Source organism: Streptomyces sp. PSU-S4-23 (genome assembly GCF_055632315.1).
Map to the genome: position 1 here is coordinate 2,000,963 of NZ_JBVMUU010000002.1, position 16,318 is coordinate 2,017,280.

Consider the following 16,318-nt stretch of genomic DNA (forward strand, 5'->3'; position numbering starts at 1 on the left):
CGACTGATCGGTGAGGCAAACCTAACCTTACCTGGCGCGGGGAAGCCGGAGAAGCGAAGTGGGGCGCGGATCGCATGTGATCCGCGCCCCACCGGTGCCGGTGCTCCCGAAGCGGGCTACTGGTCGCGGTACATCTCGGCGACGAGGAACGCCAGGTCGAGGGCCTGGCTGCGGTTCAGCCGCGGGTCGCAGGCCGTCTCGTAGCGCTGGTGCAGATCGTCGACGAAGATCTCGTCGCCGCCGCCCACGCACTCGGTGACGTCGTCGCCGGTCAGCTCCATATGCAGGCCGCCCGGGTGGGTGCCCAGCGCCTTGTGGACCTCGAAGAAGCCCTTGACCTCGTCGAGCACGTCGTCGAAGCGGCGGGTCTTGTGCCCGGAGGCGGCCTCGAAGGTGTTGCCGTGCATCGGGTCGGTCACCCAGGCCACCGCCGCGCCCGACGCCGTGACCTTCTCCACCAGCTCGGGGAGCCGGTCGCGGATCTTGTCGGCGCCCATGCGGACGATGAAGGTCAGCCGGCCCGGCTCACGCTCCGGGTCCAGGCGCTCGATGTACTGCAGCGCCTCCTCGGCCGTCGTCGCCGGGCCGAGCTTGATGCCGATCGGGTTGCGGATCTTCGAGGCGAACTCGATGTGCGCGCCGTCCAGCTGGCGGGTGCGCTCACCGATCCACACCATGTGCGCGGACACGTCGTACAGCTGCCCGGTGCGCGAGTCGACCCGGGTCAGCGCCGACTCGTAGTCCAGCAGCAGCGCCTCGTGCGAGGAGAAGAACTCGACGGTCCTGAACTCCTCCGGGTCCGCCCCGCAGGCGTGCATGAAGTTCAGCGCGTTGTCGATCTCCCGCGCCAGCTGCTCGTAGCGCTGCCCGGACGGCGACGACTTCACGAAGTCCTGGTTCCAGGCGTGCACCTGGCGCAGGTCGGCGTAGCCGCCGGTGGTGAAGGCGCGCACCAGGTTGAGCGTCGAGGCGGACGCGTGGTACATCCGCTTCAGCCGCTCGGGGTCGGGGATGCGGGCCGCCTCGGTGAACTCGAAGCCGTTGACGGAGTCGCCCCGGTAGCTCGGCAGGGTCACGCCGTCGCGGGTCTCCATCGGCTTGGAGCGCGGCTTGGAGTACTGGCCGGCGATCCGGCCGACCTTCACGACGGGCACCGAGGCCGCGTACGTGAGCACGGCACCCATCTGGAGCAGCGTCTTCAGCTTGTTGCGGATGTGGTCGGCGGACACCGCGTCGAAGGCCTCCGCGCAGTCGCCTCCCTGAAGCAGGAACGCCTCGCCCCTGGCGACGGCTCCCATCCGGGCGCGCAGCTGGTCGCACTCGCCCGCGAAGACGAGTGGCGGATACGACTCGAGCTCCGCGATCACTTCGCGCAGAGCCTCGGGGTCGGGGTACTCGGGCTGCTGCGCCGCGGGCAGGTCTCGCCAGGTGTTGCCAGCGCTTGCGCTGGACTTAGCGTTCACGGTCACAGTCCCAACCTTACGGGGTCGTGTCCGGTGATTTCGGCCCGGCTCGACAGGCGAGACAGCCCTCCCACAGGGCCCGTCGGCCCCAGGGATGACAGCACGCACTCCCTTAACGCCGACCTACATAGATGTCACCTTCACGCATCCGTGCCGCAACGGCAGCGTGAACATCGCTCCGGCGCGCCGGTCTGCACTTCATTGACCACAGGGTGGGGACTTGAACGCTGGCCCTGGCGGCGCCCGGGCTCCTCGGCTCGAACGACGCCCAGGCCGCCGTCGCCCCCGGGGCCCGGCTGCAGAACGACTTCGAGCAGGCCGCCCGCCACCGGCTCGCTGCCGGACGACCCGGGCGCCTGGTTCCCGGCCGGGCGCACCTGCCCCGAGGACACCGCGTACGACGGCACCGGGGTGCCGGTCCAGAACTCGAACTCCGCGTCGCTGACCAGGTACAGCGTCCTGGCGGGGCAGGAGTACACGCTGGCCGGGTCCGCCGTGACGGGCTCCTACCGCGCCCTTCCTGGCGCGCACCAGGTTCGGCAGCGGCTGGAACACGTACAACATGATCATCTGACGTCGGCGTGCCACACGGTCGTACACCGGCACACCGGCACACCGCCCGCGGCGCCGTGGCCGTCCCCCCACCCGGCGACGGGCTGCGGCGCCGCGGGCGCATGCGTTAAGGTGCCTCGCATGTACGTGCCGACGCACCAGAACTGGTGGTGGACCGCTCATCCGGCGGCCCACTGACTTGCGCGTACGCAGACTTCGCGAAGGCCGCCCGAGGGGCGGCCTTCGGTGTGTCCGGGGTCCGTTCCTCCCATCCGAGAAGGACCACGGACCCATGCACCTGCTCGACCTGTTCGACGATCCCCGCCCGTTCGCCCTGCTGCGCCGCCGCACGCCGGGCCACGACGAGAACACCGTCGAGGTGTTCCTCGGCCCGGTCACCGAGTGCGAGCGCCTCGCCGACCTGCCCGACACGTGCCTGGCGCTCATCCCGTTCCGCCAGATCCGCGAGCGCGGCTTCGACGTCCGTGACGACGGCACCCCGCTGGCGGTGCTGGTGCCCGAGGAGTCGTACACGATCCCGCTCGCCGACGCGCTCGCGCAGCTGCCGGAGCACGAGGTGCGGGTGGAGGGCGCCGGCTTCGACGTCGGCGACGAGCGGTACGCGGAGATCGTCGGACGGGTGCTGCGGGACGAGATCGGCGCGGGCGAGGGCGCGAACTTCGTGGTCCGGCGGACCTACGAGGGGCGGATCCCGGGGTTCGGCCGGGCCGACGCCCTCGCGCTGTTCCGCCGGCTGCTGGTCGGCGAGCGCGGCGCGTACTGGACGTTCGTGGTGCACACGGGGGACCGGACGCTGGTCGGGGCCAGCCCTGAGGTGCATGTGCGGATGTCCGGGGGGACCGTCGTGATGAACCCGATCAGCGGTACGTACCGCTATCCCGCCGGCGGCCCGACGCCCGGGGACCTGCTCGGCTTCCTCGCCGACGGCAAGGAGATCGAGGAGCTGTCGATGGTCGTCGACGAGGAGCTCAAGATGATGTGCACGGTCGGCGACATGGGCGGGGTGGTCGTCGGGCCGCGGCTGAAGGAGATGGCCCACCTCGCGCACACGGAGTACGAACTGCGCGGGCGGTCCACCCTCGACGTGCGCGAGGTGCTGAAGGAGACCATGTTCGCGGCGACCGTCACCGGCTCGCCCGTGCAGAACGCCTGCCGGGTGATCGAACGGCACGAGGTCGGGGGCCGCGGCTACTACGCGGGAGCGCTCGCGCTGCTCGGCCGGTGCGCGGGGGCCCAGACCCTCGACTCCCCCATCCTCATCCGCACCGCGGACATCGACGCGGACGGACGGCTGCGGGTGCCGGTCGGTGCCACGCTGGTGCGAGGGTCGGACCCGGCCGGCGAGGTCGCGGAGACGCACGCCAAGGCGGCCGGCGTGCTGGCGGCGCTGGGGGTGCGTCCCGGCCGGCCGGGCGAGGAGCGGGTACGGCCGAGGCTGGCGGACGATCCCCGGGTGCAGGCCGCGCTCGCCGGGCGGCGGGCCTCGCTGGCGCCGTTCTGGCTGCGGATGCAGGAGCGGGCCCGCGACCTGACCGGACATGCCTTCGTCGTCGACGGCGAGGACACGTTCACGGCGATGCTCGCGCACGTCCTGCGGTCCTCGGGACTGGAGGTGACCGTGCGCCGGTACGACGGGCCCGGGCTGCGGGAGGCGGTCCTCGGACACGAGGGCCCCGTGGTGCTGGGCCCGGGGCCGGGCGACCCCTCGGACCTCACCGACCCCAAGATGCGGTTCCTGCGGGAGCTGACGGCCGAGCTCGTCCGGGGGCACCGGCACGGCGTGCTCGGCGTCTGCCTGGGCCATGAGCTGATCGCGGCGGAACTGGGCCTGGAGATCGTCCGCAAGGAGGTCCCCCACCAGGGCGCGCAGATGGAGATCGACCTGTTCGGGCGGCGCGAGACCGTCGGCTTCTACAACAGCTTCGTGGCGCACTGCGACGACGCGGCGGCGGCCGGGCTGGCCGCGCACGGCGTCGAGGTCAGCCGCGGCGCCGGCGGCGAGGTGCACGCGCTGCGCGGGCCGCGTCGTGCCCCGGGCGCGCCCGGGAACGCGGTCGCGGGCGTCCAGTTCCACCCGGAGTCGGTGCTGTCCGTGAACGGCGCCGCGATCGTGCGGGAGCTGCTGGCTCAGTCGGCCGCCGCGGGCACGAGCACGTTCTCGGAACGGCGGCCGGCCTCGTAGTCGAGGACGTTGCGCACCGTGGCGTCGACGATCTGCGTCACGGCGTCCACGGTGTAGTACGCCTGGTGGGAGGTGACCAGGACGTTCGGGAAGGTGACGAGGCGGGCCAGGGTGTCGTCCTCGATCGCCTCCAGGGACTTGTCCAGGAAGAACAGCCCCGCCTCCGCCTCGTACACGTCCAGGCCGACACCGGTGAAGCGGCCCTCGCGCAGTTCCGCGACGAGGGCCGCGGTGTCTATGAGGCCGCCGCGGCTGGTGTTCACCAGGATCGCGTCGTCCTTCATGGTCTTCAGGGCGGCCGCGTCGATCAGGTGCTGCGTCGCGGGCATCAGCGGGACATGCAGGCTGATCAGGTCGGACTCGGCGAGCAGCCGCTCCTTGGAGACGTACGTCATGCCGAGGGCGGCACAGGCCGGGTTCTCGGCGATGTCCCAGCCGAGGAGTTTCATGCCGAAGCCGTGGGCGATCCGGCAGAACGCCTCGCCGATCTTGCCGGTGCCGAGGACGCCCGCGGTGCGGCCGTGCATGTCGCGGCCCATCAGGCCGTCGAGGCGGAAGTCGAAGTCGCGGGTGCGGTTGCAGGCGCGGACGACGCGGCGGCCCGCGGCCATGCCCAGGGCCCAGGCGAACTCGGCCACGGAGTAGGGCGAGTAGTACGAGACCCGGGCGATCGTCATGCCGAGGCGTTCGGCGGCCGTGAGGTCGATGTTGTTGAAGCCGGTGGAGCGCTGCGCGATCATCCGGGTGCCGCCGGCCTCCAGGGTCTGCAGGACGCGCTCGCCGAGTTCGCAGTTGACGCTGGTGCAGACGACGTCGTGGCCCACCGCGATGGGGGCCGTGTCCTCGTTGAGGAAGACATCGAGGCAGCGGATGTCGTGGTGGCCCGCGAACGCCTTCTCCAGCAGAGGCCTCTCGTCGGCCTGCACGCCGAACGCCACAATCTCCACGAAACCCTCCGGGGTCGGGCCGGAACTGCCTGACACTGCCGAATATACGGGCCTGGCGCGCGGCGGGGGGCGGGAGCGGAGCCGGACCGCCGCTGTCCTGCGGGTGCCGGTGCCCCGCAGGACAGCGGCTCGGCGCGGCCGCCGTCAGCCGAAGAAGACACCGACCTCCTGGTACAGCTTCGGGTCGACCGTCTTCAGTCTGGCCGTGGCCTCGGCGATCGGTACGCGGACGACGTCCGTGCCGCGCAGCGCGACCATGGTGCCGAAGTCGCCGTCGCGGACCGCCTCGACGGCGTGCAGGCCGAACCGGGTGGCGAGCCAGCGGTCGAAGGCGCTCGGCGTGCCGCCGCGCTGGACGTGCCCGAGGACGGTGGTACGGGCCTCCTTGCCCGTGCGCCTCTCGATCTGCTTCGCCAGCCACTCGCCGACGCCGGAGAGGCGGACGTGCCCGAAGGAGTCCAGCGTCTCGTCCTTGAGCACCATGTCGCCGTCCTTCGGCATCGCCCCCTCGGCCACGACCACGATCGGCGCGTACGACGCCTTGAACCGGGACGTCACCCATGCGCAGACCTGGTCCACGTCGAAGCGCTGCTCGGGGATGAGGATCACGTTCGCCCCGCCGGCCAGCCCCGAGTGGATGGCGATCCAGCCCGCGTGACGGCCCATCACCTCCACGACCAGGACCCGCATATGCGACTCCGCGGTGGTGTGCAGGCGGTCGATCGCCTCGGTCGCGATGTTGACGGCGGTGTCGAAGCCGAAGGTGTAGTCCGTGGCGGAGAGGTCGTTGTCGATGGTCTTCGGCACGCCGACGACGCGGACGCCGTACTCGTCGGCCAGGCGCGCCGCGACTCCGAGGGTGTCCTCGCCGCCGATCGCGACGAGCGCGTCGACCTCCTCCTTGGCGAGGTTGTCCTTGATGCGGCGGATGCCGTTCTCCTGCTTGAGGGGGTTGGTGCGCGAGGAGCCGAGGATCGTGCCGCCGCGGGGCAGGATGCCGCGCACGGCGGGGATGTCGAGCCGGACGGTGTCACCTTCCAGGGGCCCCCGCCAGCCGTCCCGGAAGCCGACGAAGTCATAGCCGTACTCCTGCACGCCCTTGCGGACGATGCCTCGGATGACGGCGTTGAGCCCGGGGCAGTCGCCGCCTCCGGTCAGTACTCCGACCCGCATGGAAAAGTCCCTTCGCCGCGGTTGCCTGATGCGGGTCACGCTAATGGTGACCCACGTCACTTCGGCATGGCGCGGAGGGTCAATTCCGGTGAATTGCCCAGTAGTTGATCACTCGGCGCGAGTCAGACTTCACTCGAAGGTGGGCATTGGATGCGCGCGCCGCCGTTCACTCCCGAATGTGCGCTCGGCTCGCGGTGCGCGGGCCCGGCTCGCGGCACCTCAGTCTTCGTCCAGCCCCCGCTCGATCGCGTACCGCACCAGCTCCACCCTGTTGTGGAGCTGGAGCTTGCCCAGGGTGTTCTGGACGTGGTTCTGCACGGTGCGGTGCGAGATGACGAGGCGCTCCGCGATCTGCTTGTAGCTCAGGCCCTTGGCGACCAGCCTCAGCACCTCGGTCTCCCGCTCGGTGAGCCGTGGTGCCCGTGGCTCGTCGGCGTCCGCGGCGGGGGCCGGTTCCGAGGCGAGCCGGCGGTACTCGCCGAGCACCAGGCCCGCCAGGCCCGGCGTGAACACCGGGTCGCCGACCGCCGTGCGGCGCACCGCGTCGATCAGCTCCTCCGTGGACGCCGACTTCAGCAGGTAGCCCGTCGCACCCGACTTCACCGCCTCCAGCACGTCCGCGTGCTCGCCGCTCGCCGACAGCACCAGGACCCGCAGCGCCGGGTCGGTGCCGACGAGTTCCTTGCACACCTGGACGCCCGGCTTCGCGGGCAGGTTCAGGTCCAGGACCAGGACGTCGGGCGCGGCGGCCCGGGCGCGGCGCACCGCCTGCTCGCCGTCGCCCGCGGTGGCGACCACGTCGAAGCCGGACTCGGCCAGGTCACGGGCGACGGCGTCGCGCCACATGGGGTGGTCGTCGACCACCATGACCTTGATCGGTTCCCGCCGCGCACCGGTGGTGTCCGCCGTCATCGCCGCTCCGCCTTCCCCCGTGCGGCCCCCGGGCCGCCCGTCGCTTCCTTCGGTACCTTCAGTTCCACTTCCGTGCCCTGGCCCGGGATCGAGATCAGCTCGGCGGTGCCGCCGATGTCGCGCAGCCGGCCGCGGATCGACTGGGCCACGCCGAGCCGTCCCTCTCCCTCGGCCTGGGCGAGGCGGCCCTCCGGGATGCCGGGGCCGTCGTCCCGTACCGTCACCACGATGCCGTCCGGCTCGTCCTCCACCAGGATCCAGGCCCGGGCCGCCTCCCCGGCGTGCCTGCGCACATTGTCCAGGGCGGCACCGACGGCCGCGGCCAGTTCACGGGCGGCGGCCTGCGGGAGCGGCACCGGGGAGCCGGGCTCGGAGAGCGTCACCCGGGCCCCGGCGTACGGAGCGAGCAGGGAGCGCAGGTCGACCGGGCCCTTCTCGGCGTCCGGCTCGTCGACCGCGCGGACGACCGCGCCGAGTGCGGCGTCCTCCGACACCCGCGAGGGGGCCGCCAGCCCGCCGGAGACCAGCGTGCGCAGCGCGACCTCCTGCTCGCCCGCCAGCCGGCCCAGCTCCGCGGCCTCGCCGCCGAGCGCGGAACCGCGCCGCTGCACCATGGCGAGCACCTGGAGGACGCCGTCGTGGATGTCCCGGGCCAGCCGCTCCCGCTCCCGGGTCGCGGCCTCGATCTCCAGGGCGCGGGCGAGGGTGCGCTCGGAGGCGCGGGCGACCTCGACGACGTATCCGATCGCGATGGAGGCGACCCACACCAGGATCACGTTGTGGACGGTGTCGCGGGCCGGGGTGCCGCGTTCGACCAGGTTCACCGCGGCGACCGTCGTGGAGGCGAAGGCCGCCCAGCGCCAGCCGCCCTTGACGGCGTAGGCGAGGACCGACCCGGCGGTCCATATCGACGGCAGCGTCGGACCGCCCGAGAGGACCCGCTCATGCGTGTCGGCGAGGGGGGTGAGGAGGATGCCGGTGAGCGCGACGGTGAGGTCGACGGCCAGGAACCACCGGGTGCAGCTCGCCGCGTTCGCCACCCTGGGCAGCGTGGCCAGGGTCCACGCGCACAGCACGACGAAGTAGGCGACGGCCAGCCAGGGCCGGGCGAACCTGTCGTAGGCCGTCGCGAAGAGAGCGACGGCGTACACCATGGTGAGCACGCGGTACGCCATGAGCGCACGCCACAGCGGCTGTTCGACCGACATTCTGACGACCCGCTCGCGCCTGGCCATGTCCCCCCGCCCCCCGAGCCGGACGGCCGCGCCCCTAGGAGCCCGGCCGCTCGCTCACGGCTGCCTTCTCCGTGTCCCTGTGTGCCTGTCCGGCGTCCTTCTGCGCCTGCTTCCCGGCCTTCGCCGCCTCCGCGATCTGCCGCTTGGCGGCGGTCGCGTACATGTCGACGTACTCCTGGCCGGAGAGCTTCATGATTTCGTACATGACCTCGTCGGTCACCGCCCGCAGCACGAAGCGGTCGTGCTCCATGCCCCGGTAGCGGCTGAAGTCCAGCGGCCTGCCGATGCGGATGCCGGGGCGCATCAGCTTGGGGATGATCTTCCCGGGCGGCTGGATCTTCTCGGTGTCGATCATGGCGACCGGGATGACCGGCGCGCCGGTGGCGAGCGCCACGCGGGCCAGGCCGCCGGGCTTGCCCCGGTAGAGGCGGCCGTCGGGCGAGCGGGTGCCCTCCGGGTAGATACCGAACAACTCGCCGCGCTCCAGGACTTCGATGCCGCTCCTGACGGCGGCCTCGCCCGCGCCCCGGGCACCGGAACGGTCGACGGGCAGCTGCCCGACCCCCTTGAAGAAGGCGGCGGTGAGCCGGCCCTTCACGCCGGGTGTGGTGAAGTACTCCGCCTTCGCGATGAAGGTCACCTTGCGGTCGAGGACCGCGGGCAGGAAGAACGAGTCCGAGAACGACAGGTGATTGCTCGCCAGGATGGCGGGGCCCTCGGCCGGAACGTTCCCGATGCCCTCCACCCACGGTCTGAAGGCGAGCTTCAGCGGCCCCCCGATGGATACCTTCATCGCGCCGTACAACAACCGACTGCCTCCCGTGTGTGTCGATCAGACCTTAACGCGCCCCACCGGCAAAGGCCCCGACGGCCCTGTTCGGTGGCAGTGCCGTCGCGTACGGTGAAGTACCTGCAATCGACGTGCCCAGCCCTTCCATGAACAGGAGACCGAACGTGCCGGTCCTCCCCGGAGCCGAGCCGTACCGCCACGACGGCGGGGAGGTCGGCGTCCTCCTCTGCCACGGCTTCACCGGCTCCCCCCAGTCGCTGCGCCCCTGGGCGGAGTATCTCGCCGAGCGCGGCCTCACCGTCTCGCTGCCGCTGCTGCCCGGGCACGGCACCCGCTGGGAGGACATGCAGCTCACCGGCTGGCAGGACTGGTACGCGGAGGTGGACCGGGAACTGCGCACCCTGCGCGACAGCTGTGCGCAGGTGTTCGTGGCCGGTCTGTCCATGGGCGGCGCCCTGGCGCTGCGGCTCGCCGCCCGGCACGGGGACGCGGTCAGCGGCGTCGTGGTCGTCAACCCGGCCAACAAGGTGCACGGCCTGTCCGCGTACGCCCTGCCGGTGGTCCGCCACCTGGTGCCCTCGACGAAGGGGATCGCCAGCGACATCGCGAAGCAGGGCAGCACGGAGCTCGGGTACGACCGGGTGCCACTGCACGCCGCGCACTCCCTGCGGAACTTCTTCCGGCTGGTCGACGGCGAGCTCCCGCAGGTCACCCAGCCGCTGCTGCTCCTGCACAGCCCGCAGGACCATGTGGTGCCGCCGGCCGACTCGGCCCGGATCCTCAGCCGGGTGTCGTCGGCCGACGTCCGGGAGATCCTGCTGGAACAGAGCTACCACGTGGCGACGTTGGACCATGACGCGGACCGGATCTTCGAGGAGAGCCTCGCGTTCATCGGCCGGCTCGCGCCGAGTGTCGGCAAGGAAGGGACGGCCGCAGGTGGCTGAGCACGACTCCGACCGCGAGGGCCGCGAGCCGGACGAGAAGGGCGTGCCCTTCGACGAGGACGCCGCCTGGGCGGCGATCGTGGCGGGGTACGGCGAGGAGCCGCCGGACCCGCCGGGCAGCAGGCCGTTCAAGCCGGTCGAGGACCTGGCGCTGCCGGAGCCGAAGCAGGAGGCCGGCCGCACGGACGGCGGCACGGACGACGGCACGGACGACGGCACGGACGGCGGCACGGACGGCGGCACGGACGACGGTGCCGGGGACGGTGCCGGGGGCGGGCCCGCGAAGCCGCTGGGCAGCTCGGTCGCCTTCGCGCCCGGCGTCGGTCCGCGGGACTACAAGGTGCCGGAGCCGTCCGACGACGACTTCGACGAGGACGACGAGGGGCACTTCGTGCCGCCGGAGCCACCGCCGCTGCCCGCGGCCGACACCACGGCGAAGTTCGCCTGGCTCGCGGTGATCGGCGGTCCCGTCCTGCTCCTGCTGGCGGTCCTGCTCGGCTGGGAGATGACCTGGTGGCTCGCCACGCTCGGCGTCGGCGGTTTCCTCGGCGGCTTCGTGACGCTGGTGGTGCGCATGAAGACGGACGACGAGGACGACGGCGATCCGGGGCGCGGCGCGGTGGTCTGACCCGCGCCGGCGACCGCTACGACGCGGGAACCCTGAGGGCGGCCAGCACCGGCAGATGGTCGGTGGCCGCCCTCAGGTCTGCCCGGGTCACCCCCGGGTGGTCGAGGGGAACACCGCAGCCGAGGACCTCCACGCCCCGCGTGGCGAAGATCGCGTCGATGCGCTGGTACGGATCGGCGGGCGTCCAGGTGTACTCGCCGCCCCACGGTGCGGTGGCCCAGCCGTCCTGGAGACGGGCGGCCAGTCGCTCGAAGGTCGGTCCGCCCGGGCGTTCGTTCAGGTCGCCGCCCGCGACCGCGTGCCGGACGCCCATCCCGGCGAGCCGGTCGAGGAGCATGCCGCCCTGGTCGTAGCGCTCGTCCTGCCGCAGGCTCAGATGGCAGCTGACGACACCGAGCCGGGCCCCGCCGAACCGCACGACCGCCGTCGCGAGGCCGCGCCGGTGCAGTCCGGGGGTGAGCGGGAGCAGCACGTCCTCGGTGCACTCGACCGTGGCGCGCAGCGAGCACAGCAGGGCGGGCCCGGCGGCCGTGGCGCCGCCCGAGAGGATCACCAGATCCGAGGCCGCCGCGAGCCGGGCGAGCTTCTTGCGCCAGCGGAAGAAGCGGGGTGCCTCCTGGACGAGCACGAGATCGGGGGCGCAGGCGCCGATCACACGGGCCAGCGCGCCGGTGTCGTCGCGCATGGAGCGGATGTTGTAGCTGAGCACCCGGACGACGGCCGAACCGTCGGCTTCGGTACGGGAGTTGGGCAGCGTGAAGGTCGTCGCCATGCCGATCGAGAATACGCCGCCGCGGCCGCTGCGGGGGCGCCCGCCGTCCCCGGGCGGGGCTCGGCGGGCACCGTCGCGCGCGGCCGGACGTCACATGATCGGGTCCGGCTCCCGGGCCAGGTCGGCGGCACCGACCAGGCCCGCCTTGTTGCCCAGCTGGGCGGCGATGACCTCGGCGACCGGGCGCCAGTTGCCGCCGACCAGCCAGCGCTTGTACGACTTACGGATCGGGTCGAGGACCAGCTCGCCCTCGTCCGAGAGGCCGCCGCCGACGATGAAGGCGGAGGGGTCGAACAGGGAGGCCAGGTCGGCCAGGCCCGCGCCCGCCCAGCGGGCCAGCTCGCGGTAGGAGTCCACGGCCACCGGGTCGCCCTGGCGGGCGGCCATGGAGATGTGCTTGCCCTCGATGCCCGCGGGGGTGCCGTCCCCGAGCGAGAGCAGTACCTCGGCGTTCTCGGGGGTGGCGTTGGCGCGCTGCTTCGCGTACCGCACGAGGGCGCGGCCGGAGGCGTACTGCTCCCAGCAGCCCTGCGAGCCGCAGCCGCACAGCAGGCCGTCCGGCACCATCCGGATGTGGCCGAACTCGGCGGCCACGCCGAAGTGCCCGCGGCGGAGCTTGTTGCCGATGATGATCCCGCCGCCGAGGCCGGTGCCGAGCGTGATGCAGATGACGTTGCGGTGGCCCTTGCCCGCGCCGAACTTGTACTCGCCCCACGCGGCCGCGTTCGCGTCGTTCTCGACGACCACCGGGAGGCCAACGCGGGCCTCGACCTTCTCCTTCAGCGGCTCCTGGCGCCAGTCGATGTTCGGCGCGAAGTAGACCGTGGAGCGCTGACGGTTGACGTACCCGGCGGCGCCGATCCCGACGCCGACGATCTCGTGCCCGGCACGAGCGCCCTCGACGGCAGCGGCGATGGCGTCCACGATGGCCCCGGGCGTGCCCGGAGTCGGCACCTTGTGGGTCGAGAGGATGCTGCCTTCCTCGTCGACCACACCGGCCGCGATCTTCGTGCCACCGATGTCGACGCCGATGGTGAGTCCCATGAATCCCTCAGTTTCGGTCGAGCCCCGCTACGGCCAACCGTACCCGAGGTGACCGGAGGGTGTCGGAGTGCTGAGGGTCCCCGAGACGCCCCTGGGCCGAGCCTCAGTCGAGGTCGATGCGCTCCCCCGGACCCTGCTCCCCGTCCTGCCCGCGGGGGCCGTCGTCCTGCCCGCGGGGGCCGTCGCCGGGGCCGTGGCCGGGGGCGCCGCGGGTCGTCCAGCGCCGCTCCTGCGCCTCGACGGCGGAGCGGTAGGCCGCGAGCAGCTCCGAGCCGGCCGCGGCGAGGTGGTCGAAGACGTCAGGGTTGCGCTCGATCACCGGTTCCATCGCGGCCTTGGCCTGCTGCACCGCCTGCTGCACCATCTGCTGGGCGGCGCCCGACGCCGCGGCTCCCAGCAGCGGGGCCTGCAGACCGGACAGCTTGTCGGCGACGGCGTCGACGAGCCGGCGCAGTTCCTCGGCGGCCGAACCGGGCGGCGTTCCGTACCGGGCGCGGCGGCGGGCCTTCTCCGCCGCGAGGTCCTCGGCGCACGCCTTCGCCCATGCGTCGGCGTCGGTCGCCCGCACCTCGGTGTCGGCGGCCTCCTCCTGAGCGGCGTCGGACGTGGGGCGCTCTTCGCTCATGGCGGACTCCTGACTGCGGTTCGTACTCCCGACGTTACCCGAACGGGGGTACGTGCTTCATCGTGTGCGCGGCCGTCGCGCGCGCCCCGGGGCACCCCCGGCGCGCCGGGTCACGCCCGGCGCGGCCAAAGCTGCGGGTCGGGCGCGAAGCGGATGCTCAGCTCGCCCTCGCGCAGCGCCGCGCCCGCCACGGTGCAGCGGCGCAGGGCGGACGGCAGCGGGACGATCCGGCGGAAGGGGCCCGCGGTCACCACGATCTCGTCGCCGCGCCGGACGAGGTCCAGCTCGTCGCGTATGGCGCCGGGCAGCGGGATCCGCCACACGAGCACCCCGTCCTCGGCGAGCAGGTCCGTCACGGGCCACTCGACCGGGGGCGGCGCCTCGTTGACGGCGGGACCGGCGAGCAGGGCGAGGTCGTCGGCGCCGCGCGGGTCCCGGCCGAGGTGCGGCACCCCGTGCACGGTGTGCGCCCCGTACGTCCCCTGCCACTCCTCCAGGGTCTTGCGCTGCTGGGCGGCGAGGCCCGCGAGCCAGGCGTCGTGGGCGGTGTCGGGCAGGACGCGGTTCGCGATGAGGGCCTGGGGGCGCAGGGCACGCAGGGCGAGGCCGGTGACGGCGGTGCGGACGGCGTCGGCGCCGGCCGGGCCCGGCTCGGCGACCAGCCACACACTCGTGGCGCGGTCGGCGACGACGGCCTCGGCGGCGGCCAGTTCGAGGTCCCAGCGGGCGGCGGTCTCGTAGAGCCACTCGGCGGGCATGGGGACGCCCGCGAGCCGGCCGAGCACGGGGCGCAGGGCGCGGGCCGCCTGCCGCTCCGGCGGGAGCAGCCGGCGCAGATAGCGGCGGAGTTCCTCGGGGAGGGCGAGGAGGGCCAGCGCCTGCGGGACGGGGGGCAGGTCGACGACGAGGAGGTCGTACGCCTCCGAGAGCGCGGCGTCGCGCAGGGCGCGCAGCACGGCGAGTTCCTCGGCGCCGGGCAGCGGGGTGACCTCCTCGGCGTCCAGCCGGGCCGCGCCGAGGAGGTCGAGCGCGCCGGCCGCACGGCCCTGGAAGGCGACGAGATCGTCCCGGAAGCCGGCGGCCGCGTCGGGCCGCAGGACCGTGAGGCAGGGGGCGGCCTCGGCGGGACGGGCGCCGGTGCCGGCGCCGAGCAGGGCACCGGGGGTGTCGGTGCGGTCGGCGCTGAGCAGGAGGGTGCGGGTGCCCCGGCGGGCGGCGTCCAGCGCGGTGGCCGCGGCGACGGTGGTGCGGCCGCAGCCGCCGGGGCCGGTGATCAGGATGGTGCGCATGACGGTGAACGCTACCCGGGCGTTCCCCGCCGGGCCGGCCATGACGCCGGGCCGCCGGCCACGGCTCCGGCGGGCCGGGCGGCTACCCGGCGGTCCCGGACTCCACCCTCTTCTTCAGCCCCGCCAGCGCCCGGTCGATGATGACCTTCTCCGCCTTGCGCTTGATCATGCCGAGCATCGGGATCTTGACGTCGACCGTCAGCCGGTACGTCACCTCCGTGCCGCCCGAGCCCGCCGGCTTCAGCAGGTAGGAGCCGTCCAGGGAGCGGAGCATCTGGGACTTGACCAGGGTCCACGAGACCTCGCCGTCGCCCGTCCAGGTGTAGGCCAGCGTCTGGTCGTCCTTGATCGCGCCCGCGTCCATGACGAGGCGCACCTGCTCCGCGCGGCCCTGCCCGTCCGTCGAGAGGACCTCCGCCTCCTTCACCTCGCCCGTCCAGTCCGGGTAGCGCGCGAAGTCGGCGATCACCCGCATGACATCGGCCGGAGCCGCCTCGATCCTGATGCTCGAACTGGTGTGTTCCGCCATCGCCGTGGCTCCTCCAGATGCGGTCCGGTGAGGGAGGGTGGTGCGCACGCGCGCACGGGTGCAGCGTGAAGGCTACCGCGCACGCTCCGCGCCGGTACCACCCCACCTGCGGTTCGGCCACCGGCCCGGCCCGCCGGGCGCCGCGGCCCCTCGCACCCCTCCCCCTCCCCGGCAGCGGCCGCTCACCACTCCAGCGTCCAGGGCCTGCCGCTGCCCGCGAAGTGCCCCACGTTCACGCACTCCGTCGCCCCGATCCGCATCCGCCGCACCAGGGGCTGGTGGACATGGCCGAACAAGGAGTACCGCGGCCTGGTGCGGCGGATCGCGTCCAGCAGGGCCAGGCTGCCGCGCTCGAAGCGGCGCGCCACCGTGTCGTACACCAGCTCGGGGACCTCCGGCGGGATGTGGGTGCACAGCACGTCCACCTCTCCCACCGCCTCGATCTTCGCCGCGTACTCCTCGTCGCTGATCTCGTACGGGGTCCGCATGGGGGTGCGCAGGCCGCCGCCGACGAAGCCGAAGGTCCAGCCGCCGATCTCGGCCCGCTCGCCGTCGAGCACCCGCACCCCCCGGCCCGCGTACTCCGGCCACAGGGCAGGCATGTCGACGTTGCCGTAGGTCGCGTACGTCGGGGTGGGGAACGCGGCGAACAGCTCGGCGTACTGTCTGCGGACCGCCCGCTCGATCGCCGAGGCGCGGTCCTGGCCCACACCGGCCCACAGCCCGGCTCCGAACCGCCGCGCCTCCGCGAAACGGCGGGCGGTGCGCAGCTCCACCAGCCGGCGGGCGTTCTCGGTGCCGAACAGATCGGGGAAGATCCCGCGGGAGTGGTCGGCGTAGTCCAGGAAGAGGACCAGGTCGCCCAGGCAGATCAGGGCGTCCGCCCCGTCGCCGGCCCTGGCCAGATCCCGCGCGTTGCCGTGCACGTCGCTGACCACATGAACACGCGTCCTCGGGTTACCGCCCGGTGTGGGTGCCATGACGATCAAGCGTAGGGCTGTGGGACATAGGTGAACAGTGGCGTCCGGACCTGCGGTTACTGGCCCGCCGGGAACGGCCTGGACTACTGTGCGCGAAGGAACGCCAAGCCGTGTGACGCGCGGAACATCTCGTCGGGACCCCCTGTCGGAAAAGCCATACCGACGGGTAACGTCCGGGCAGTCCAGTCGTGCTCAGGGTTTCAACCAACGACTTCGGAGGAAGAACCCTGCG

Annotated in this window: 17 protein-coding genes; 4 read left to right on the top strand and 13 right to left on the bottom strand. The window is 72.8% G+C overall.

All coding sequences use genetic code 11. The features are described from left to right. Positions 1-116: 116 nt before the first annotated feature. Together ACZ79I_RS09920 and ACZ79I_RS09925 are read right to left on the bottom strand one after the other, a co-directional pair. On the bottom strand, positions 117-1,469 hold the full coding sequence (locus ACZ79I_RS09920) for a class II 3-deoxy-7-phosphoheptulonate synthase (protein ID WP_471496137.1): 1,353 nt from the start codon (positions 1,467-1,469) through the stop codon (positions 117-119). Positions 1,470-1,603: 134 nt separating this feature from the next. Next, complete coding sequence (locus ACZ79I_RS09925) at positions 1,604-1,942, bottom strand: hypothetical protein (RefSeq protein WP_471505521.1); 339 nt, start codon at positions 1,940-1,942, stop codon at positions 1,604-1,606. Positions 1,943-2,156: 214 nt separating this feature from the next. On the opposite strand from ACZ79I_RS09925, the gene ACZ79I_RS09930 reads away from it, so the two are divergent. Both ACZ79I_RS09930 and ACZ79I_RS09935 read left to right on the top strand, forming a co-directional pair. Then, a complete protein-coding gene (locus ACZ79I_RS09930; RefSeq protein ID WP_369123904.1) occupies positions 2,157-2,213 on the top strand; it encodes a trp operon leader peptide in 57 nt (18 codons plus the stop codon). Positions 2,214-2,307: 94 nt separating this feature from the next. Next, on the top strand, positions 2,308-4,218 hold the full coding sequence (locus ACZ79I_RS09935; protein WP_471496139.1) for an anthranilate synthase family protein: 1,911 nt from the start codon (positions 2,308-2,310) through the stop codon (positions 4,216-4,218). Here ACZ79I_RS09935 and ACZ79I_RS09940 read toward each other — a convergent pair. The 5 genes from ACZ79I_RS09940 to ACZ79I_RS09960 form a co-directional block, all read right to left on the bottom strand. Further along, positions 4,164-5,165, bottom strand: a complete 1,002-nt coding sequence (locus ACZ79I_RS09940; RefSeq protein WP_471496141.1) for a 2-hydroxyacid dehydrogenase — start codon at positions 5,163-5,165, stop codon at positions 4,164-4,166. The two genes, ACZ79I_RS09935 and ACZ79I_RS09940, sit on opposite strands and share 55 nt — an antisense overlap. A gap of 144 nt (positions 5,166-5,309) precedes the next feature. After that, positions 5,310-6,338, bottom strand: a complete 1,029-nt coding sequence (locus ACZ79I_RS09945) for a 6-phosphofructokinase (protein ID WP_471496143.1) — start codon at positions 6,336-6,338, stop codon at positions 5,310-5,312. A gap of 219 nt (positions 6,339-6,557) precedes the next feature. Beyond that, positions 6,558-7,250, bottom strand: a complete 693-nt coding sequence (locus ACZ79I_RS09950) for a response regulator (protein WP_471496145.1) — start codon at positions 7,248-7,250, stop codon at positions 6,558-6,560. After that, the gene (gene macS / locus ACZ79I_RS09955) at positions 7,247-8,485 is read right to left on the bottom strand and encodes a MacS family sensor histidine kinase (protein WP_471496147.1); all 1,239 of its coding nucleotides are present in this window, start codon (positions 8,483-8,485) and stop codon (positions 7,247-7,249) included. Before macS ends, ACZ79I_RS09950 begins: the two co-directional genes overlap by 4 nt. 34 nt (positions 8,486-8,519) lie before the next feature. Further along, a complete protein-coding gene (locus ACZ79I_RS09960; RefSeq protein WP_471496149.1) occupies positions 8,520-9,278 on the bottom strand; it encodes a lysophospholipid acyltransferase family protein in 759 nt (252 codons plus the stop codon). A gap of 161 nt (positions 9,279-9,439) precedes the next feature. Between ACZ79I_RS09960 and ACZ79I_RS09965 the strand changes: the two genes are divergently transcribed. Continuing rightward, positions 9,440-10,219: an alpha/beta hydrolase gene (locus ACZ79I_RS09965; RefSeq protein WP_471496151.1), complete on the top strand. Its 780-nt coding sequence runs from the start codon at positions 9,440-9,442 to the stop codon at positions 10,217-10,219. Further along, entirely contained in the window at positions 10,212-10,847 is a 636-nt protein-coding gene (locus tag ACZ79I_RS09970; protein ID WP_471496153.1) for a hypothetical protein, read from the top strand. Before ACZ79I_RS09965 ends, ACZ79I_RS09970 begins: the two co-directional genes overlap by 8 nt. A gap of 16 nt (positions 10,848-10,863) precedes the next feature. Here the strand turns inward: ACZ79I_RS09970 and ACZ79I_RS09975 are convergent, their stop codons facing one another. The 6 genes from ACZ79I_RS09975 to ACZ79I_RS10000 all read right to left on the bottom strand — a co-directional run bounded on the left by ACZ79I_RS09975 (position 10,864) and on the right by ACZ79I_RS10000 (position 16,086). After that, positions 10,864-11,619 carry an endonuclease/exonuclease/phosphatase family protein gene (locus ACZ79I_RS09975; protein ID WP_471496155.1) on the bottom strand — a complete coding sequence of 252 codons (756 nt, stop codon included), beginning with the start codon at positions 11,617-11,619 and terminating at the stop codon, positions 10,864-10,866. Between the two features lie 90 nt (positions 11,620-11,709). Then, positions 11,710-12,663 carry an ROK family glucokinase gene (locus ACZ79I_RS09980; protein ID WP_471496157.1) on the bottom strand — a complete coding sequence of 318 codons (954 nt, stop codon included), beginning with the start codon at positions 12,661-12,663 and terminating at the stop codon, positions 11,710-11,712. A 103-nt stretch (positions 12,664-12,766) separates the two neighbouring features. Beyond that, positions 12,767-13,288: a DUF5304 domain-containing protein gene (locus ACZ79I_RS09985; protein ID WP_471496159.1), complete on the bottom strand. Its 522-nt coding sequence runs from the start codon at positions 13,286-13,288 to the stop codon at positions 12,767-12,769. A gap of 110 nt (positions 13,289-13,398) precedes the next feature. Further along, a complete protein-coding gene (locus ACZ79I_RS09990) occupies positions 13,399-14,577 on the bottom strand; it encodes an ArsA family ATPase (RefSeq protein WP_471496161.1) in 1,179 nt (392 codons plus the stop codon). An 82-nt stretch (positions 14,578-14,659) separates the two neighbouring features. Continuing rightward, positions 14,660-15,106: an SRPBCC family protein gene (locus tag ACZ79I_RS09995; RefSeq protein ID WP_471496163.1), complete on the bottom strand. Its 447-nt coding sequence runs from the start codon at positions 15,104-15,106 to the stop codon at positions 14,660-14,662. Positions 15,107-15,288: 182 nt separating this feature from the next. Further along, positions 15,289-16,086, bottom strand: a complete 798-nt coding sequence (locus tag ACZ79I_RS10000) for a metallophosphoesterase family protein (RefSeq protein ID WP_471496165.1) — start codon at positions 16,084-16,086, stop codon at positions 15,289-15,291. Between the last annotated feature and the right edge of the window lie 232 nt (positions 16,087-16,318).